The sequence below is a fragment of the Campylobacter sp. BCW_4323 genome (genome assembly GCF_001763115.1).
GTDB lineage: Bacteria > Campylobacterota > Campylobacteria > Campylobacterales > Campylobacteraceae > Campylobacter_D > Campylobacter_D jejuni.
Window position 1 is genome coordinate 1 of the sequence record NZ_MJYC01000048.1, and the last position, 17,349, is coordinate 17,349.

17 protein-coding genes are annotated in these 17,349 nt (G+C 30.8%); 4 read left to right on the forward strand and 13 right to left on the reverse strand.

Annotated elements, in window-relative coordinates; all coding sequences use genetic code 11:
* Positions 1 to 86: 86 nt before the first annotated feature.
* From hypA to AJN60_RS04605, 13 genes are all read right to left on the reverse strand, one after another.
* Entirely contained in the window at positions 87 to 431 is a 345-nt protein-coding gene (gene hypA, locus AJN60_RS04545) for a hydrogenase maturation nickel metallochaperone HypA (protein ID WP_070285956.1), read from the reverse strand.
* Positions 431 to 1,405, reverse strand: a complete 975-nt coding sequence (hypE, locus tag AJN60_RS04550; RefSeq protein ID WP_070285957.1) for a hydrogenase expression/formation protein HypE — start codon at positions 1,403 to 1,405, stop codon at positions 431 to 433. The genes hypA and hypE overlap by 1 nt, the downstream gene beginning before the upstream one ends.
* Entirely contained in the window at positions 1,402 to 2,493 is a 1,092-nt protein-coding gene (hypD, locus tag AJN60_RS04555; protein ID WP_002855234.1) for a hydrogenase formation protein HypD, read from the reverse strand. Before hypD ends, hypE begins: the two co-directional genes overlap by 4 nt.
* Positions 2,477 to 2,758 carry a HypC/HybG/HupF family hydrogenase formation chaperone gene (locus AJN60_RS04560; protein WP_002776342.1) on the reverse strand — a complete coding sequence of 94 codons (282 nt, stop codon included), beginning with the start codon at positions 2,756 to 2,758 and terminating at the stop codon, positions 2,477 to 2,479. The genes hypD and AJN60_RS04560 overlap by 17 nt, the downstream gene beginning before the upstream one ends.
* Positions 2,758 to 3,498, reverse strand: a complete 741-nt coding sequence (gene hypB / locus AJN60_RS04565) for a hydrogenase nickel incorporation protein HypB (protein ID WP_070278499.1) — start codon at positions 3,496 to 3,498, stop codon at positions 2,758 to 2,760. Before hypB ends, AJN60_RS04560 begins: the two co-directional genes overlap by 1 nt.
* 77 nt (positions 3,499 to 3,575) lie before the next feature.
* The gene (gene hypF, locus AJN60_RS04570) at positions 3,576 to 5,765 is read right to left on the reverse strand and encodes a carbamoyltransferase HypF (RefSeq protein WP_070285958.1); all 2,190 of its coding nucleotides are present in this window, start codon (positions 5,763 to 5,765) and stop codon (positions 3,576 to 3,578) included.
* Positions 5,746 to 7,266 carry a hypothetical protein gene (locus tag AJN60_RS04575; protein WP_070233275.1) on the reverse strand — a complete coding sequence of 507 codons (1,521 nt, stop codon included), beginning with the start codon at positions 7,264 to 7,266 and terminating at the stop codon, positions 5,746 to 5,748. The genes hypF and AJN60_RS04575 overlap by 20 nt, the downstream gene beginning before the upstream one ends.
* Positions 7,267 to 7,307: 41 nt before the next feature.
* Complete coding sequence (locus tag AJN60_RS04580; RefSeq protein WP_070274121.1) at positions 7,308 to 7,955, reverse strand: M48 family metallopeptidase; 648 nt, start codon at positions 7,953 to 7,955, stop codon at positions 7,308 to 7,310.
* Positions 7,931 to 9,247 (reverse strand): MATE family efflux transporter, encoded by a 1,317-nt coding sequence (locus tag AJN60_RS04585; protein WP_032603301.1) that lies wholly within the window; start codon positions 9,245 to 9,247, stop codon positions 7,931 to 7,933. The genes AJN60_RS04580 and AJN60_RS04585 overlap by 25 nt, the downstream gene beginning before the upstream one ends.
* A 78-nt stretch (positions 9,248 to 9,325) precedes the next feature.
* On the reverse strand, positions 9,326 to 10,066 hold the full coding sequence (gene pstB / locus AJN60_RS04590; RefSeq protein ID WP_002776307.1) for a phosphate ABC transporter ATP-binding protein PstB: 741 nt from the start codon (positions 10,064 to 10,066) through the stop codon (positions 9,326 to 9,328).
* Positions 10,063 to 11,151 (reverse strand): phosphate ABC transporter permease PstA, encoded by a 1,089-nt coding sequence (gene pstA / locus AJN60_RS04595; RefSeq protein WP_070285959.1) that lies wholly within the window; start codon positions 11,149 to 11,151, stop codon positions 10,063 to 10,065. Before pstA ends, pstB begins: the two co-directional genes overlap by 4 nt.
* Entirely contained in the window at positions 11,148 to 12,062 is a 915-nt protein-coding gene (gene pstC, locus AJN60_RS04600; RefSeq protein ID WP_070276051.1) for a phosphate ABC transporter permease subunit PstC, read from the reverse strand. The genes pstA and pstC overlap by 4 nt, the downstream gene beginning before the upstream one ends.
* A gap of 9 nt (positions 12,063 to 12,071) precedes the next feature.
* Positions 12,072 to 13,067 (reverse strand): substrate-binding domain-containing protein, encoded by a 996-nt coding sequence (locus AJN60_RS04605; protein WP_070283598.1) that lies wholly within the window; start codon positions 13,065 to 13,067, stop codon positions 12,072 to 12,074.
* Positions 13,068 to 13,247: 180 nt separating this feature from the next.
* Between AJN60_RS04605 and ctf the strand changes: the two genes are divergently transcribed.
* Genes ctf through AJN60_RS04625 form a run of 4 tightly spaced genes read left to right on the forward strand, consistent with a single transcriptional unit; the run spans position 13,248 to position 17,347 of the window.
* Positions 13,248 to 13,751: a non-heme ferritin gene (ctf, locus tag AJN60_RS04610; RefSeq protein ID WP_002861316.1), complete on the forward strand. Its 504-nt coding sequence runs from the start codon at positions 13,248 to 13,250 to the stop codon at positions 13,749 to 13,751.
* A 43-nt stretch (positions 13,752 to 13,794) separates the two neighbouring features.
* Entirely contained in the window at positions 13,795 to 15,171 is a 1,377-nt protein-coding gene (locus AJN60_RS04615) for an MBOAT family O-acyltransferase (protein ID WP_070285960.1), read from the forward strand.
* Positions 15,172 to 16,182, forward strand: coding sequence for an SGNH/GDSL hydrolase family protein (locus AJN60_RS04620; protein ID WP_070285961.1), 1,011 nt, complete (start codon positions 15,172 to 15,174; stop codon positions 16,180 to 16,182). It begins immediately after the preceding gene.
* A complete protein-coding gene (locus tag AJN60_RS04625) occupies positions 16,169 to 17,347 on the forward strand; it encodes an SGNH/GDSL hydrolase family protein (RefSeq protein ID WP_070233273.1) in 1,179 nt (392 codons plus the stop codon). Before AJN60_RS04620 ends, AJN60_RS04625 begins: the two co-directional genes overlap by 14 nt.
* The last annotated feature ends 2 nt before the right edge of the window (positions 17,348 to 17,349 follow it).

Sequence of the window (17,349 nt, forward strand, 5' to 3'; positions counted from 1 at the left end):
CTAGATAAAATTTAAAATTTTTGATTTTGTATTTTTTAGATATTTTATCTATAAATTAGCTATACTTAACCAAGTATCACAATGTATTATTTCATCACAAGTCGCATAAGATGCAAGTCCTCACCTTTTGTGATTTTATATTCTATACTTTCACATTTGGGACACTTAAAAACATTTTCTTCTAAAATGCTTGTTTGATCGCATTTTAAGCATAAAATTTCAAGCGGAGCAAGTTCTATAAAAAGTTTGGCATTTTTACAAATATTTGAGTTTTCTTTAAAAGTTTCAAAACAACGCTTAAAAAGATCCACTTCTACACCGCTTAAACGCCCGATTTTTACATAAATTTCTTGCACATTGTAAGCCTTATTGTTTAAGGCATTTTCTTCGCAAAGTTCGATTAAAGATTCTACTATACTTAATTCGTGCATTAGCAAATTCTTGGTAAAAGTTCGCCTTTAGGGCTTTCTAAAAAGCGTTTTGCCCCATAAGCGTTTTGTAAAATCACGCGTGCTTTTTTCTCTTCTAAAACTTCTCCTATAATACTCGCATTTACATTGTATTTTTTTAGAATTTCTAAGGCTTTTAATTCATCTTCTTTTTCCACGCAAAGTATGAAAGTGCCTTCATTGGCAAGCTCATAAGCTTCATAACCAAAAAGTTCACAAAGTCCTAAAACCTCATCTTGAACGATGATTTTTTCTTCAAAGATCAAAAGATCATTTCCGCTTTGCTTTGCCCACTCATTTAAAACCGCACTAAGCCCCCCGCGAGTAGCATCTCTCATAGCTACAACCTTTATATCTTTTTCTAAAAGCTCTAAAACCTCTTTATCCAAAGCCTTACAATCGCTTTTAATATCGGCTTCTAACTCATTTCTTTTGATTAAAACACTAGCTCCATGCCTTCCTATATCGCCTGAAAGAAGTATGCTAAGCCCTACTTTGATATTTTTACTTTCTTTTTTGGAAACAATTTCACCTAAGGCCGTAGTGTTGATATAAATTTCATCTGCCTTACCCTTAGGAACGACTTTAGTATCGCCACAAACTAACATGACTCCGCATTTTTCACATTCTTCTTTAATGCTTTTTAAAATGCGTTCTAGTTTTTCTAGCTCAAAACCTTCTTCTAAGATAAGCCCTAAGCTTAGATATTTTGGCTTAGCACCCACCATCAAAACATCGTTAATAGAACCACAAACACAAAGTTTGCCTATATTAACCTCTTCATCTAAAAAAATCGGACTTAAAACAAAAGAATCCGTGCTTAAAGCCAAATTTCCTAAAATTGCTGCATCATTACTTGCGTTTAAAATTTCATTATCAAAGATCTTAAAAAGCTTAGTTAAAAGCTCATTCGTCTCTTCTCCACCACCTCCGTGGGCTAAGGAAATATTTTTCATACATTCACCTTTGAGTATTTATAATACGCTGCACAAGCACCCTCACCAGAAACCATACAACTTCCTATAGGACTTCTTGGTGTACAAGCCTTACCAAAAACTTTACAATCATAAGGCTTAGCCAAACCTCTTAAAATTTGTCCGCAAATACAGGCTTTGCTTTCATTTTTACTTTGCACCGCACAATCAAATTTTTTACTTGCATCATAGGCGCTAAATTCTTCTTTTAGCTCCAAACCTCCATCTTTAATAAGTCCTAAGCCACGAAATTCAAAATCACACACTCTAAAGTATTTTTTTACTAAATTTTGCGCTTTAACATTGCCTTCTTTACTTACGGCTCTTTTGTATTGATTATACACTTTAAAAGTGCCTTCATTGCTTTGTTTTATGATATTTAATACACTTTCTAAAATATCAACTGGCTCAAAACCACTCACCGCTATAGGGGTTTTAAACTTTGCTGCCAAAGGCTCATAAATACCATAACCTGTTATCACACTCACATGAGAAGGGCCTAAAAAAGCATTGATTTTTACATTTTCATCATTCATGATCGCTTCTACAGGTGCTGGAACTGTGATATGATTGATATGAAAAAAGACATTATTTATTTTCTCTTCTATAACCTTTTGAAGAAGTAAAGCACTCATAGGCGTAGTAGTTTCAAAACCTATAGCAAAAAAGATGATATTTTTGTTTAAATTTTGCTTAGCAATTTCTAAAACCTCAAGCGGAGAATAAAGTGCCCTAACATCAGCTCCTTTAGCTCTTAAATCAAGCAGAGAAATTTCACTTCCAGGCACCCTTAAAAGATCTCCTAAAGTACAAAAAATCGTATCTTTCATGGAGGCTAACTTGATAGCTGTATCAATGCGAACTCTTGGCATAACACAAACAGGACATCCTGGTCCATGGATGAAGTTAATTTCTTTTGGCAAAATAGAAGGTAGGGCATATTTCATAATACTATGTGTATGCCCACCGCAAATTTCCATGATATTGATAGGATTTTTAAGTTCTTGTTCTATGAGTTTTTTTAAAGCTAAAATGCTTTCTTTATCTCTAAATTCATCGATGAAATTCATTTAAACCCAAATCTCCTTCATCGCTTTTTATCTCTCCGCTATTCATTTTTTCTACTATTTCTTGATAGGTTTTAATGCTTTCTAGTGCAGCTTCTTTGTCGATTTTTTCCATAGCAACGCCTACATGGATTAAGACATAATCGCCTTGTTTTAAAGGCTCATCAATCAAATCTAAATTAACTTTTCTTTTCACACCTAAAGTTTGCACTAAAGCATTGTTTAACTCATCGATTTCTAAAATTTCAGAAGGTATAGATAAACACATTAAAAAAGCTCCTTTTTAAGTTTAAGCACCTTATACCAAAGCTCCATATTAGTACCATTTTTTGCATCAAGAGTGATAATATCTGCTCTAGGATTTAATTCTTTAATCAACCTGGTCGCCTCTTTAATATCAAAATCAAAATGATGAGCCAAATCTGCCTTTGTGATTAAAACTATATCAGCCTTTTTGAACATCACAGGGTATTTTTGCGGTTTATCACTTCCTTCGGTTACCGAAAGCAAAACCACATTTAAATGCTCTCCTAAATCATAGCTTGCAGGACAAACTAAATTTCCAACATTTTCTATAAAAAGCAAATCCACATCATCAATCGCTAAATGATGCAAAGCTTCATGCACCATAAAAGCATCCAAATGACAGCTTTGCCCTGTAGTGATTTGATACGCTAAAGCTCCGGCATTTTTTACTCTTAGAGCGTCATTATTGGTTTCTAAATCCCCTTCAATCACAGCGATTTTAAGCTCACTTTTCAAAGCCTTGATCGTACTTTCTAAAAGCGTAGTTTTTCCACTACCTGGAGAACTCATTAAATTGATACAAAGCGTGTTAGCTTCATTAAAATGTGCTCTATTGTGCTTAGCTTCGTCGTCGTTTTTGCTTAAAATTTTAGAAATCACTTCTATGGTTTTGCTTTCTTTTAAGCTTGGATTTTCATGATGGTGATCGTGATGATCGTGTGTATGGGTTGAATTTATAGAACAGCCGCAATCTTTACACATTTTCTTTCCTTTTATATTTTTTGTTTCATTTTAACCTTAAAAGCATTAAAAAATTATGAGTTTTTAGAATATTTGCTTTATTTTTCCAAATTTAAAAAATATACCATCTGCCCTAAAGCTATGGAACTATCATTGCAAGGGTATTTTAAAGGTACAAAAAAATCAAAATTTTTAGCTTTTAAAATTTCAAGTAAGGTTTTGTTTTGAAAAACTCCTCCACTTAAAAGCACTTTTAAATCATAATCTTTGCTAAAATCTATGATAAAATTTGCCAAAGCATTAAACATACCTGTAATTGCCTTAGTTTTTTCATCTTGCAAAGCCCCTAAAATTAAATTTTTAAAATTAACCTGCCCTTTTTCTACAAAAAGCTTATAAGAAAAATCAAGATTTTTATCATAAAAAGCTTCACACATCAAGCCAACTTGAGCCTCATAAGAGCTTTTTTCTAAGTTAAAAACAATACTTCCAAAAGCATCGATAATGCGTCCTAAGGAACTTGTTTGTAAGTTAGAATGTGAATAAATTTTTTTAAGATTTTCAAGTTTAATTTTTGGAATTTTTGCTAAAAACTCCTTAGCCTTATCTTCTAAATCATAATGAAAAATAAGACTTAGAGCTAAATTTTGTATATTTTTAATATCACTATTTATAAGAGTGAAATTTTCAAAATATGCAATTCTTTCATATTCTTTTAAATTTCCTACAAAAACTTCTCCACCCCAAATTTTGCCATCTTCGCCATAACCTGTTCCATCACAAATAAAAGCTAAAGCCTTTTCATCTTTTGCAAAATTTTCTTCGTATTCAAAATAAGCCGCACAAAAATGCGCATAATGATGAGAAATTTTAATCCTTTCTTCAAATTCTTTTGCATAGCTAAAATGCGGGTGTTTATCACACAAAATCGCATCAAATTTCAAATCATAATTTTTTTTAAAAAATTCTAAAAGTTTAAAAAATCTCTCATGCACATCAAGACTTTTCAAATCCCCTATATAAGGAGAAATTAAAAGTTTATTTTCATAAAAAATCACAAATTCATTTTTAAGCTCCGCGCCCAAAGCTAAAAAAGTGCCTTTTTTATTAAAATTTCTTTCCAAATAAAAAGGATTTAAACCCCTTGAAGTACGCAAAAACATAGTTTTACCATTTACCACTTGAGCTATGCTATCATCACTTGCATTGATAATTTCTCTATCATAATCCAAATAAAAATCAAAAACTTTATCAAGTTTTTGACACAAATTAAACTCATCTTTAATGATACTTTCTCCGCTTAAATTCGCACTTGTTGCCACAAGACTTCCTTTAAAATACTCAAAAAGCAAAAGATGTAAAGGCGTATAAGCTAGCATAATACCGATTTTATCAACATCAGGTGCGATTAAAGAAAAGGCTTTTTTTGCCTTTAAAATCACAATAGGAGCTAAAACCCCGCCAAGCAAAGCTTCTTCTTTTTCATCTATAAAGGCAAGTTCTTTAGCACTTTGTAAATCTTTACACATCAAAGCAAAGGGTTTTTTGGGGCGATTTTTTCTAAGTCTTAGAGTTTTTAAAGCTTCTTCATTAAAAGCATCGCACATAAGATGAAAACCGCCCATGCCTTTAATGGCTAAAATTTTACCTTCCTTTAAAAACTTCGAACTTTGCATAAAAGCTTCTTGATCTTTGGCTAAAATTTCACCCTTTGAATTTTTAAGAAAAACATTGATTTTACACTTAGGACAACTAATAGGCTGGGCATGAAAACGCCTATTTTTAGGATCTTCGTATTCGCTTTTGCAAAACTCACACATCAATAATTCTTGCATGGAAGTATGGGCTCTATCATAAGGAAGACTTTTTATAATACTAAAGCGTGGCCCACAATGTGTGCAAGTGATAAAAGGATATAAAAAGCGTGGATTTTTTTCATCAAAAAATTCTTTTTTACATTCCTTACAAAGCGCAAAATCACTTAACATAGGTGTGCTTTTTGTGTTCTTTAAAGAAGGAGTGATACTAAAATTTTCATAGTTTGAAATAGAAATTTGCGTGATTATAAGCTTGTCTATTCTTGCTAAAGGTGGGAGATGATTTTTTAAATTCTCTATGAAATTTTCACATTCTTTTTGAGTACAAGCAAGGATGATTTCTACCCCAAAACCATCATTTCTTACCTCTCCAAAAAGCTTTGATTTCAAAGCTAGTTCATAAACTAAAGGGCGAAAACCCACCCCTTGCACCAAGCCTGAAATTTTGATCTTATACCCTAAGTGGCACATCGCTTAACTGACAATTTTTAAGATGTTTTAAAGTATTTTTAAGCAAAGATTTATGTTCAAACAAAGAGCCACTTATAAGCGCTAAGTCGCTTTGCTTTTTCTCTCTTAATTCATCATAAGTATCACGTAAGAAATAAGCCAAACTCTCAACCGCTCCATAAGCGATATTAGCACTATCCACACCTGCTAACATAAAACTCATAGTAGATCTTAAAGTTCTTGTATAATCAAAACTTTTATCTTCTTTCAAGCGATAATCAATCTTTACTCCACGAGGCATTTTTGATTCATCAGCAATTTTTAAAAGCTCACTAGCACTCTCTTGTAAATTTTTACCCAAATTTAGCACTCTGCCTACCAAGCCAAGCAAGGAATAAAAATTGTTTTGAAGCTCAAAATTTTCATCTAAAAGAGGAAATTCCTTGCTAAAATTTTCTAAAAGCCTTGCACCAATTTCATCTTTTTTAATCTCTTCATAAAGTTCTTTGCTGTGTTTTGGTAAGCAAAGTTTAAGCAAATTAAGCTCTTTGTTAATAAGCAAAATATCTTCATAATCTTTGCTAAGCTCTAAAATAAAAGCTTTTTCTTTATAACGGCTTACAAGATAAGAAATTCTTGCCATATTTTTATCTTCTTTAGAAAAAATAAGCTCTCTTGCCTTAGCATTGATAAATTCAAAGCCTTCCAAAACCACCACTTGCTCATCTAAAGCACTGATATAAAAATCTTTTTGATATTCTTCTATTTTTTTTACGCTTAAAAATTTATATTCATTTTCAAAAAGTTTTAAACCTAAAGCAAAGCAAAACAAATCTCTAGCAAGTCTGATTTTAAAATCATTAAAATCAAGATTGTGATTTTTTCTAAACATGGCATTAAGTCTTAGCTTCATCAAAGGTTTTTCTAAACTTGCAAGAAGTTTTAAATTTTCATTTGAACAAACAAAAACTGAATTTATAGCCTTAATATCACAAGGAAGTAAAAAATCTCCTATAAATTCGTTCTTAAACAAAGAAAATTCATAAATGCCATTTTTATCTTTTAAATAAATCTTTTTTTCTTGACTTAACAAATCAAAGGCAAGATTTAAAAAAGTATTGAAATTTTCTTCATTGATTTTTTCAAATTCTGATAAATTGCTTGAAAATTCACACTCACAAAACACGCCCCACTCGTTTTTGTTTAAAAGTTTTTTTTCTTGATAGGCATTAGAATTTAAATGAGTAATATAAGAAAATCTTGAAAATTCTTTATCCTCTGGCATACAAGGGTTAAAATCCTGCCCCGCTTTTACATCAAATTTTTTCAAAAAAACACTATGACTCATGAAATTTAAAGAATCACAAAAAGTCTTTAAATTTTCTTCATCTGCATCAATAGAAAAATGATAAATATTTTCTTCTTTGCTAAGGGTGTAGTTATAATTTTTCGCATAAAAACGCAATAAATATTCAAAAATATTATTATCTGCATTATAAATAAAATCAAAATTCAAAGTCATATTATGCCTTTTTTGAAAAATAAACTATAAATATAACATTTTTAACTTAAAAATTCTTTCTCTCTTTGTCTAAAATCGCTCATAAAATGCTCCATAAAAGCGTAAAATTCTTTGCTGTGATTGGGGAATTTTAAGTGGCTTATTTCATGCAAAATCACATATTCAATAGCCCTTAAACTCTTTTGAATGAGTTTTAAATTTAAGTTAATATAAGCTTTATTGTGATTACATGAACCCCAACGCGTTTTCATATTTTTAATGCTTAAATGCGTGTAAAATAAACCTGTTTTTTGGCTCCATTTTTTAAGATAAAAAGTAAAAATCTTTTTGGCATTTTGTCTTAAAAATAAATCTAATTTTGCTTTATTTTGACAAAGAATTTTATCTTTATCAAAATAAGTTTTTTTAGCATTTTCATCAAATATAATTTTATATTTTTTAGCTAAAAAGATTAATTCATCATCTTTTAAAACTTTTTTTTCAAATCTTTTTTTTGCCTCATTTATCCAAGAACTTGATTTATCTAAAAACTCATAAACACTTTTAAAAGTGCAAAAATAAGGAATGCTAAGAACAAATTCACCCCTTTCATTTAGCCTTAATCTTAAAGTTTTTATGCGTTTTTTAGAATAAAAATAACACTCATCTTTATAAGTAAATGATTTTAAACTAGAGCTTTGCCTTGCCATTTTTTGCTTTTCCATCTGTATGAATTTACCATTCCACGCAAAAACTCATCCGCACAAAATCCTATCCAAACCCCTAAAATTCCAAGATTAAAATGAAAACAAAGCACATAACCCACAGGCAAAGATACTCCCATCATAAAAACAAGTCCGCTAAAAAATGGAAACTTAGCATCGCCACTTGCACGTAAGGAATTAACCATGACTATATTGAAAGTTCGTGAAATTTCAAGAAAGATTGAAAGGGCAAATAAAGGTATCATTAAATTTTTTAACTCTTCTTTAAGTCCTAAAATTTGCATAGTAAAATCTTGGCAAAGATAATTCAAAAGTGCCACTAAAGCACTTGCCACCACACTAAAATACAAAGCACGCCAAGCATGTTTATAAGCGATATTTTCATATCTAGCACCGACTAATTTACCTACTATGATTTCATTAGCTATGCTTGTAGCTTGTCCTATAAGCATGATAAGCATTGAAATTTGAAAATAAATCGTTTGCACACTCAAACTTGCTTCGCCTAAGCTTGCTACAAAAGCAAAAGCTATAGTGTATTGGACTATCCACAAAAGATTTTCCCCTGCTGAAAATCCACCTATATTTAAAACCTTTTTTAATACCTCTTTTTCAAGTTTTATCATTTCTTTGATTTTAAGATGAATTTTAAGTTTATAAAAAAGTATCACAAGTAAAGCCACTATAGCAACAATACGAGCAAAAATATTACTAAGCCCCACTCCAAAAAGTTCTGATTTTGTATGATGCAAAACATAATAATTTCCACAAATCACCACTATATCCATCAAAAAGCCTATAAGCATGACCCAATAAGCCATATTATAAACCCTTACAATAGCAGCTAAAACAATTCCTATGGCATCAAAAAACAAACAAATTGCAAGCATATGCAAGTAAATTTCACTATCTTTGAGCAATTCTTGTGGGATTTTTAAAAGATAAAGCAAATACTTCCCATGCCATAAAATAAGCGCGCCACACACAAAGCCTAAAAGCGCATTTAAAAACAAACTTTGATGAATCACTTTTCTTGCTAAAACATGATCTTTTGCACCAATAGCCTGAGCTATCACCACACTACAACCCACACTTAAAAATGAAAAAATAGTGATAAAAAGATCTAAAATTTGATTTCCAGCCCCCATAGCACCGACAAGAAAATTAGAATAATGCGACACCATAGCGGTATTGATAATCACGGTTAAATACTTAGAAAGCAAGTCCCAAAATATAGGAAAACTAAGCCTTGTTAAAGAGAGTTGTTTTTTTGCCATAATTAATGCCTTACAAAGATAAAAGGCAAATTTTAACAAATTTTTCTTAAAATAAAAAACCGCTAAAAAGCGGCTTTATTATCCAAAAGCACCGCTTAGATAAGCCTTGGTTTTTTCTTGTTTTGGATTTTCAAAAAATTCTTTACTTTCACCAAATTCTATAAGCTCTCCAAGGTGAAAAAATGCAGTATAATCAGCCACGCGTTTGCCTTGTTGCATGTTATGCGTTACCATAATCATAGAAAGATTATGACTTAATTCTTTTAAAAGCTCTTCTATAACACCTGAGCTAATAGGATCAAGTGCGGAAGTTGGCTCATCTAAAAGCAAGAGCTTAGGTTTTATTGCTAAAGCTCTTGCGATACAAAGGCGTTGTTGTTGTCCGCCTGAAAGAGCTAGAGCATTTTGCTTTAATTTATCTTTAACCTCTTCAAAAAGTCCTACTTTTTGCAAACAATCCACCACCAAAGCTTCTTCTTCATCTTTATTTTTAATCATACCATGAAGTTTTGGTGCATAAGAGATATTTTCATAAATGCTTTTTACAAAAACATTAGGTTGTTGAAAAACCATGCCTACATTTTTACGCAAAGCTACTACATCTTGATTTTTAACATCTTTTCCTTCAATTTCTACCAAACCATCGATTTTTGCGATTTTATCATTCATTCTGTTAAAACAACGCAAAAAAGTGGATTTACCGCATCCTGAAGCACCGATGAGTGCGGTAATTTTGTTTTGTTCTATTTGCATATTGATATCAAATAAAGCTTGTTTTTTTCCATAAAATAAATTTAAATTTGTTGTTTTTGCTATCACTTTAATTTTCCTTGAAAATATTTTCTTAATAATATCGCACTAAGATTTAACACGACTAAAAGTCCTAAAAGCACAATAATACCCGCTGCTGTTCTTTCTAAAAATGCACGCTCTGGCATAGCTGACCATGAGTAAATTTGAGCAGGCAAAACGCTAGTTGGATCAAAAATCGAACTAGCTACATCAGGGATAAATGCTATCATACCGATAATCATCAAAGGTGCAGTCTCGCCTATAGCCCCAGCTAAAGTCAAAATAGAACCTGTTAAAATCATAGGCATAGCCAAAGGCAACATAATACCTTTTACCATTTGAACCTTTGTCATACCTAAGGCATAAGCAGCATTTTTCATGTTAATGTCCACACTTTTTAAAGCCGCTTTGGTTGAAACAATGATAATAGGTAAACTCATGATCGCCAAAGTAAGCCCACCCACTAAAGCACTTGATCGAGGCATTCCAAAAAGATTGATAAACACTCCAAGTCCTAAAAGTCCAAACAAGATACTTGGAATACTTGCAAGGTTGTTAATACACACTTCTATAAAATGTGTAAATAAATTTTGCGGTGCAAATTCTTCTAAATAAATTGCTGCTGCAACGCCTATAGGAACACTCACAACCATACAAACAAGCATAACAAGCAAAGTCCCTACAACTGAAGATAAAATTCCTGAATTTTCAGGAAATTTTGAGTCCCCATTTAAAAAGAAATTGCTATTAAATTTAAGCTCTATATCGCCTTTTTGCACAAGATCATCGACTAAAGTTCTTTGTTTTTCACTAAGGCGATTATATTTTTGCTTCATATATTGATCCACTTCTGAATTTGCCAAAAGCCAAGTTTTTTCAGTGATTTGCCCTGTTCTTATTTTTCTTTGCTCAGCACGAGATAAAAGATCATAAACAGGAGAATTTCTATTAGCCTCTACAAAAATATAAGTTTGCTTAAAAGCTCCAATTCCAAGATAACCCACACTTCCTAAAAAGATACAAAGAAAAATTAAATTAATATAAAGCCCCATTTTACAAAGTCTTTTAAAAGACTTTGAAGCTTTTTGTCTTTTTTTAAAAAGTTTTTTCATAAATTTTTCCTTTTGTGAAAGCGATTGATGAGATAAACGCTAAACATATTGATGATTAAAGTGATGATAAAAAGCACCAAACCTAAAGAAAAAGCACTCAAAGCTAAAGAACTATCAAAAGCTTGATCTCCGCTTAAAGCTTCTACGATTTTTACCGTTACTGTTGTCATATCTTCTAAAAAATTCATCGTTAAATTTGGACGCAAAGAAGCTGCCATTACCACTATCATAGTTTCGCCTAAGGCTCTTGAAAGTCCTAAAAGACAAGCTGCAACTATACCAGGAATAGCCTCAGGTAAAATCACAGCAAAAACCACTTCTTTTTTTGTCATACCTAAAGCATAAGCGCCATTAATCCTTTTCTCGCTTACTGCTTCAATGCAATCTTGAGATAACGAAGCCACTATAGGCACTATCATGATCCCCATGATAAAACCTGCGCCTAAAGCACTTTGAAAACTTGCTTGTATGCCAAATAAAGAAAAAAACCACACTATAAAAGGCGCTACGACTATAGCTGCAAAAAATCCAAAAACAACAGTAGGAATCCCTGCAATGATTTCTAAAATAGGTTTTAAGTAATTTTTAGATTTTTTGCCAGTAAAAACACCTAAATATATAGCACACATAACCCCTAAAGGTAAAGCCGTTAGCATAGCAATCAATGAAATATAAAAAGTTCCCCAAAAAAGCGATAGCGCTCCAAAAACACCTTGTTTGCTCGTGCCATCTGCATTCATAAAAGCTGCATCAGCTGCCCACTGACTTGAGAATAAAAAGGTAGCAACACTTTCTTTTTGAAAGAATTTTAAAGCTTCAATTAAAATTGTAAGCATGATAGCAAAGCTTACTATCACGCTTACAAAAGCACATAAAAAAAGTGCAAATTTGATTATTTTTTCTTTTAGCAAAGTTTTTCCTTAAAAAACTTTTCCAGCTTTTACAAGCTCATCATTTAAAATTTTTCTATCTTCTATATGTTTTTGAGAAGCTTTTAATTTATCATCGCTTAAAGGAACAAGTCCTATTTTTTCAAGTTCTCCGCCACTTTTTGCCAAATCATCACTCAGGTAAATTTTTGCAAAATCAAAGGCTTCTTTTGGATTTTTCTTAGCATTGATATAAATAAACAAGCTTCTTGCAAGTTCGTATTTTTCATCCGCAATATTTTCTTCACTTGGTGTAACACCATCAATAGTAGCGACATTAATTTTATCTGAGTTGCTCACTAAAAAGCTATAACCAAAAATTCCAAAAGCATCTTTATCAATAGTAAGTTTTGAAACGATTAGATTATCATTTTCACCGCTTGGGATATAAGCACCATCTTGACGCAAAGTTTTATACTCGCCTTTATACTCAGGAATTTTTTTAGACACATCACTCATAACAAGCTCTTCTATAGTATCTCTTGTTCCTGAACTTGATGGTGGACCATAAACACTAATTTTACGATTTGGTAAATTTTTATTGATTTGATTCCAGTTTGTATAAGGATTTGGTATAAGTTTTCCATTTTGTGGAATTTCTTTTGCCAATGCTAAGAAAAGTTCTTTTTTTGTGATATTTAATGGAGCATTGGTTTTATTTTGAGCTAAAACTATACCATCATAACCTATCATAATCCCTACTATATCAGTTACTCCTGCTTTTTTGCAAGTTTCAAATTCGCTTAATTTCATAGGTCTTGAAGCATTAGAAATATCAGTAGTTCCTTCGCAAAATACCTTAAATCCACCCCCTGTTCCCAAGCTCTCTACTATAGGAGTTTTTGTATTTTTAATCGAAGCATATTCTTCAGCTACAAAAGAAGTAAAAGGATACACAGTCGATGAACCTGCGATTTTTAAATCTGCTGCATTTAAAGCACCACAAAGCGCAAAACTTGCCACACTTAAAGATAGAATTTTTTTCATTTTTTCTCCTTAACTTTAAAAAAAGTAATGGAAGTTTAAAAAAACTTGGAAACATTTTGGAAACATTTTTTATTTTGCATTTTCCTTAAATATAATTTTTAACTATCAAAAAATTTAGCTTGTTTTTAAAAAAATAATATATCATTATAAAACATTTTAAATTTTAATAAGGAGATAAGAATGCTTTCTAAAGAAGTTGTAAAATTACTCAATGAACAAATAAACAAAGAAATGTATGCAGCAAACTTATATCTTAGTATGAGCTCTTGGTGCTATGAAAACAGTCTTGATGGAGCTGGAGCCTTCTTGTTTGCACATGCAAGTGAAGAAAGCGATCATGCCAAAAAGCTTATCACTTATCTTAATGAAACAGATTCTCATGTAGAACTTCAAGAAGTAAAACAGCCTGAACAAAATTTCAGATCTTTACTTGATGTTTTTGAAAAAACCTATGAACATGAGCAATTTATCACAAAATCAATCAATACTTTAGTTGAACACATGCTAACACATAAAGACTATTCTACTTTTAATTTCTTACAGTGGTATGTAAGCGAACAACACGAAGAAGAAGCACTTTTCCGTGGTATAGTTGACAAGATTAAATTAATCGGGGAACACGGAAATGGACTTTATTTAGCTGATCAATACATCAAAAATATTGCATTAAACAGAAAAAAATAATCTTTGCCCTACTATGGGCAAATCTCGCTTTGGATTATAAGGTATGACTTATTTTTCTTTAGAATTTAGTATTTTAATGATAGTTTTTTTTGCTATTTATTGGACTTTTAAAAATGATTACAAAATACAAAATATTTTAATTTTAATTTTCTCTTATATTATTTATATTTTAATCAATCCTTATTTCGCCTTGGTTTTATTTATATATACCTTTTTTATACACTATTTTGCCTTGCTAATTTTTGTGCGTCGCAAGCGTTATATTTTCGCTACTTGCATGGCTTTTATTATTTTAAATTTATGTTTTTTTAAATACTTTCCTAGCATCAAAGGAAGTATTGATGAGATATTAAATTTTTTCGGTTTAGAATTTTTAAATATTGATTTAGTATTTCCAATAGGAATTAGTTTTTATACCTTTACTTCTATCACTTATCTTGTAGAAGTTTATCAAAAACGCTGTTTAGAAAGCTTTTTAAATTTAGCAACCTTCTTATCATTTTTTCCAACACTGCTTTCAGGGCCTATTATGCGAAGTTCTTTTTTCTTTGAACAAGCCTATCAAAAACGTGAATTTAAACATGCGAATTTAATCATCATCTTGCTTGTTTTTGGTATAGTTAAAAAAGTTTTAATAGCTAATTACCTTGGAATTTATGCTAAAAGTATTTTAGACTTTCCACAATCTTATAATTTCATACAACTTTTAAGCGCAATTTACGCCTATGCGATTCAAATATACTGCGATTTTAGCGGATATGTTGATTTAGTTTGTGCTTTTGCTTTGATGTTAGGTTTTACCCTTCCGCCTAACTTTAACACGCCTTATCTTGCAAAAAACCTAAAAGATTTTTGGGCTAGATGGCATATCAGTCTTTCAACCTTTATAAGAGATTATATCTATATACCTTTAGGGGGCAATAGAAAAGGAATACCACGCACTATAGTTAATATACTCATCGCTTTTATACTTTCAGGTATATGGCATGGCAATACACTTGCTTTTATTGTTTGGGGTTTATTGCATGGTATTGGCATAGTTTTTATACATTTGCTAGCTTTAAGCAAATTTAGTTTACAAAAAATTCCAGCTTTAGGAAGATTTTTAACCTTTCAATTTGTATGTTTTACTTGGATTTTCTTTTATTATAGCAAAAATCTAGAAGATGCAATAGAATATTTTAAAGCTTGTTATTATAATTTCTTCCAAATTCCATCCTATAATGATATTTACATGTTGGTTGCTTTTGGGGTTCTTTTTATGATTTATCCTTTATTTATTAATTTTAAAGAATATTGCATTAAGATTTTAAACCTTACTCCATTTTTGCTAAAACCTTTTATCATAGCTTTTATTTTACTTTTGGTTTTTGCTTTTATGCCAGATGGAATTCCTGATTTTATTTATTCGAGTTTTTAGATGAGTGTAGTTAAATTTTTCTTCATTTTGATTATAGTGCTTGGCTTGGTTGTTGTAGTTATGAATCAGAGCATTAGCTCTTATATAGAACAAAAATATCATTTTGCATTCTATCCTCATAATGATCTTTTAAAAGAAGCCAATGGCTTCAAAATTAAATTAGAACAAATTCGTGCAATTTTAAGCAACGAACCCTTACCTCAAACCAATGAAGAAACTACAAATCAAGAAAATAAATCAACAGATGAAAACTTAAGTAAAATAGATAAAGTTTCAAACACTTTAGAAAATGATGAAAACACTTCTTATAAAGAAACAAATCTAACCTTAATCCAAGATGCAAATATTAGTTTTATTGACAATACCAAATTAGAACTACAAAATGGAGATGAGTTTTTATTTATCGGAGATTCTTTAATGCAAGGTGTTGCAATAGCTTTAAATAGAGATTTAAGAAATTTAAGTCTTAAGGTAACCGATCTTAGTAAACAAAATACAGGCCTTTCTTATAAATCCTATTTTAACTGGTCAAAAGCCACCAATGAAGCTTTTATTAAAAACTCAAATATTAAATATCTTGTTGTTCTTCTTGGTGCTAACGATCCTTGGGATATTAAAAAAGGAGGAAATTACCATCGTTTTGGTTCCCCTTCTTGGATAGATATTTATACAAATCGTGTAGATGAAATCATTAAAATCGCTAAAAAACATAAAGCCAAGGTTTTTTGGTTTGAAATCCCTCCTGTAAAAAAAGAAGATTTGAACAAAAAAATACAAGTGCTCAATAAAATTTACAGCAATGAAATTCTTAAAAATAAAGAAATTTTTATCAACACTAAACTATTTTTTAGTGTCAATGATGAATACTCAGCTTATATAAAAGATGAAAACAATAGAAGTATAAAAGTAAGAACAGATGATGGGATTCACTTTACCCCAAGTGGTGCAAGAGAAATGTCTAAACTTTTATTAGAACACATAAAACTTAAGGAAGAAAATGCTAGTAAATAAATTTAAAATTATCTTATTGTTTTTTATTATTTTTACTAGCTCTTATGCACAAAATTTAAATACAAATGACACAATAGATTCCATACTCAATCAAAACAAAAATCACCCTGCTTTAACAAATTATGTATCAAAAAAAGATCTTAAAAATCTAGAAAAAAAATTAGAAAAAAATCAAAACATAGGAATTAGAATTTATGGAGATTCTCACATGGCGGCTGATTTCTTTCCGCGTGTCATGAGAGGATATTTAATCCGCTCTAACTCTATAGGTTTTGCCTATCCTTTACAACCTAAATATCAGCAAAATCTTAATCTTGTTTATTCTTATAAAAACTTTGAAATTTTAAACTCAAGAAATCCTGCTAATGCTGGACATAATTTTCCACTAGGTGGGATAATAGCCAAAGCAAAAATCAAAGGTGCAAAAATCAACCTTGATACAACCTTAGATAAAAAAAAATTCAAAATAGGGTTTTTATTTAAAGCCAAACAAAATACCAATGCTTTTAGCATCAAAGATGCAAAAAACCGAAGCTATAAGTTAAGAACCACACAAATTAATAAATGGTCCTATAAAGAACTAGAACTTGATCTTCCTTTGCAAATTTCAGCCTTACAAAAGGATGCTGAGCTAGGAGGATATTTCATCACAAATAAAAATAATAATGTTTTCTTAGATACCATTGCAATCAATGGTGCCAAAAGTGATTTATGGCTCTCTTGGAATCAAGCAGTTGTAAAAAAAGAACTAGTACTTTTACACAATGATTTAATTATTCTTGCTTATGGTTCTAATGATGCACTCTTTAAAGGGTTTGAAAAACAAAAATTCAAAAATAATTTAAAAAAATGGATTAGCATTTTAAAAACTTACAATAAAAACGCTGTTATCATGCTAATCTCTCCACCAACCGTAGTTCAAAAACAGGGTAAAAACTATAAGCTTGCTCCTGATTTTTTTACCATACGCAAAGCATTATATGAAGTTGCTAAAGAAGAAAAAACTCTTATCTTTGATATGCATCAGTTTATGCAAGATAGTGGGGGAAAAAACAAATGGATAGAACAAAAGCTTTCGCTCAATGATGTACATCTTACTATAAAAGGCTATGAGCTGATGGCTAAAAAGTTACTCGAGGATTTAAAAAATATCATCGATTATTAAAT

Excerpts from the sequence above, each read along its gene's own strand:
- hypA (WP_070285956.1), bottom strand. The coding sequence starts at position 431 with ATGCACGAATTAAGTATAGTAGAATCTTTAATCGAACTTTGCGAAGAA.
- hypE (WP_070285957.1), bottom strand. The coding sequence starts at position 1,405 with ATGAAAAATATTTCCTTAGCCCACGGAGGTGGTGGAGAAGAGACGAAT.
- hypD (WP_002855234.1), bottom strand. The coding sequence starts at position 2,493 with ATGAATTTCATCGATGAATTTAGAGATAAAGAAAGCATTTTAGCTTTA.
- AJN60_RS04560 (WP_002776342.1), bottom strand. The coding sequence starts at position 2,758 with ATGTGTTTATCTATACCTTCTGAAATTTTAGAAATCGATGAGTTAAAC.
- hypB (WP_070278499.1), bottom strand. The coding sequence starts at position 3,498 with ATGTGTAAAGATTGCGGCTGTTCTATAAATTCAACCCATACACACGAT.
- hypF (WP_070285958.1), bottom strand. The coding sequence starts at position 5,765 with ATGTGCCACTTAGGGTATAAGATCAAAATTTCAGGCTTGGTGCAAGGG.
- AJN60_RS04575 (WP_070233275.1), bottom strand. The coding sequence starts at position 7,266 with ATGACTTTGAATTTTGATTTTATTTATAATGCAGATAATAATATTTTT.
- AJN60_RS04580 (WP_070274121.1), bottom strand. The coding sequence starts at position 7,955 with ATGGCAAGGCAAAGCTCTAGTTTAAAATCATTTACTTATAAAGATGAG.
- AJN60_RS04585 (WP_032603301.1), bottom strand. The coding sequence starts at position 9,247 with ATGGCAAAAAAACAACTCTCTTTAACAAGGCTTAGTTTTCCTATATTT.
- pstA (WP_070285959.1), bottom strand. The coding sequence starts at position 11,151 with ATGAAAAAACTTTTTAAAAAAAGACAAAAAGCTTCAAAGTCTTTTAAA.
- AJN60_RS04605 (WP_070283598.1), bottom strand. The coding sequence starts at position 13,067 with ATGAAAAAAATTCTATCTTTAAGTGTGGCAAGTTTTGCGCTTTGTGGT.
- ctf (WP_002861316.1), top strand. The coding sequence starts at position 13,248 with ATGCTTTCTAAAGAAGTTGTAAAATTACTCAATGAACAAATAAACAAA.
- AJN60_RS04615 (WP_070285960.1), top strand. The coding sequence starts at position 13,795 with ATGACTTATTTTTCTTTAGAATTTAGTATTTTAATGATAGTTTTTTTT.
- AJN60_RS04620 (WP_070285961.1), top strand. The coding sequence starts at position 15,172 with ATGAGTGTAGTTAAATTTTTCTTCATTTTGATTATAGTGCTTGGCTTG.
- AJN60_RS04625 (WP_070233273.1), top strand. The coding sequence starts at position 16,169 with ATGCTAGTAAATAAATTTAAAATTATCTTATTGTTTTTTATTATTTTT.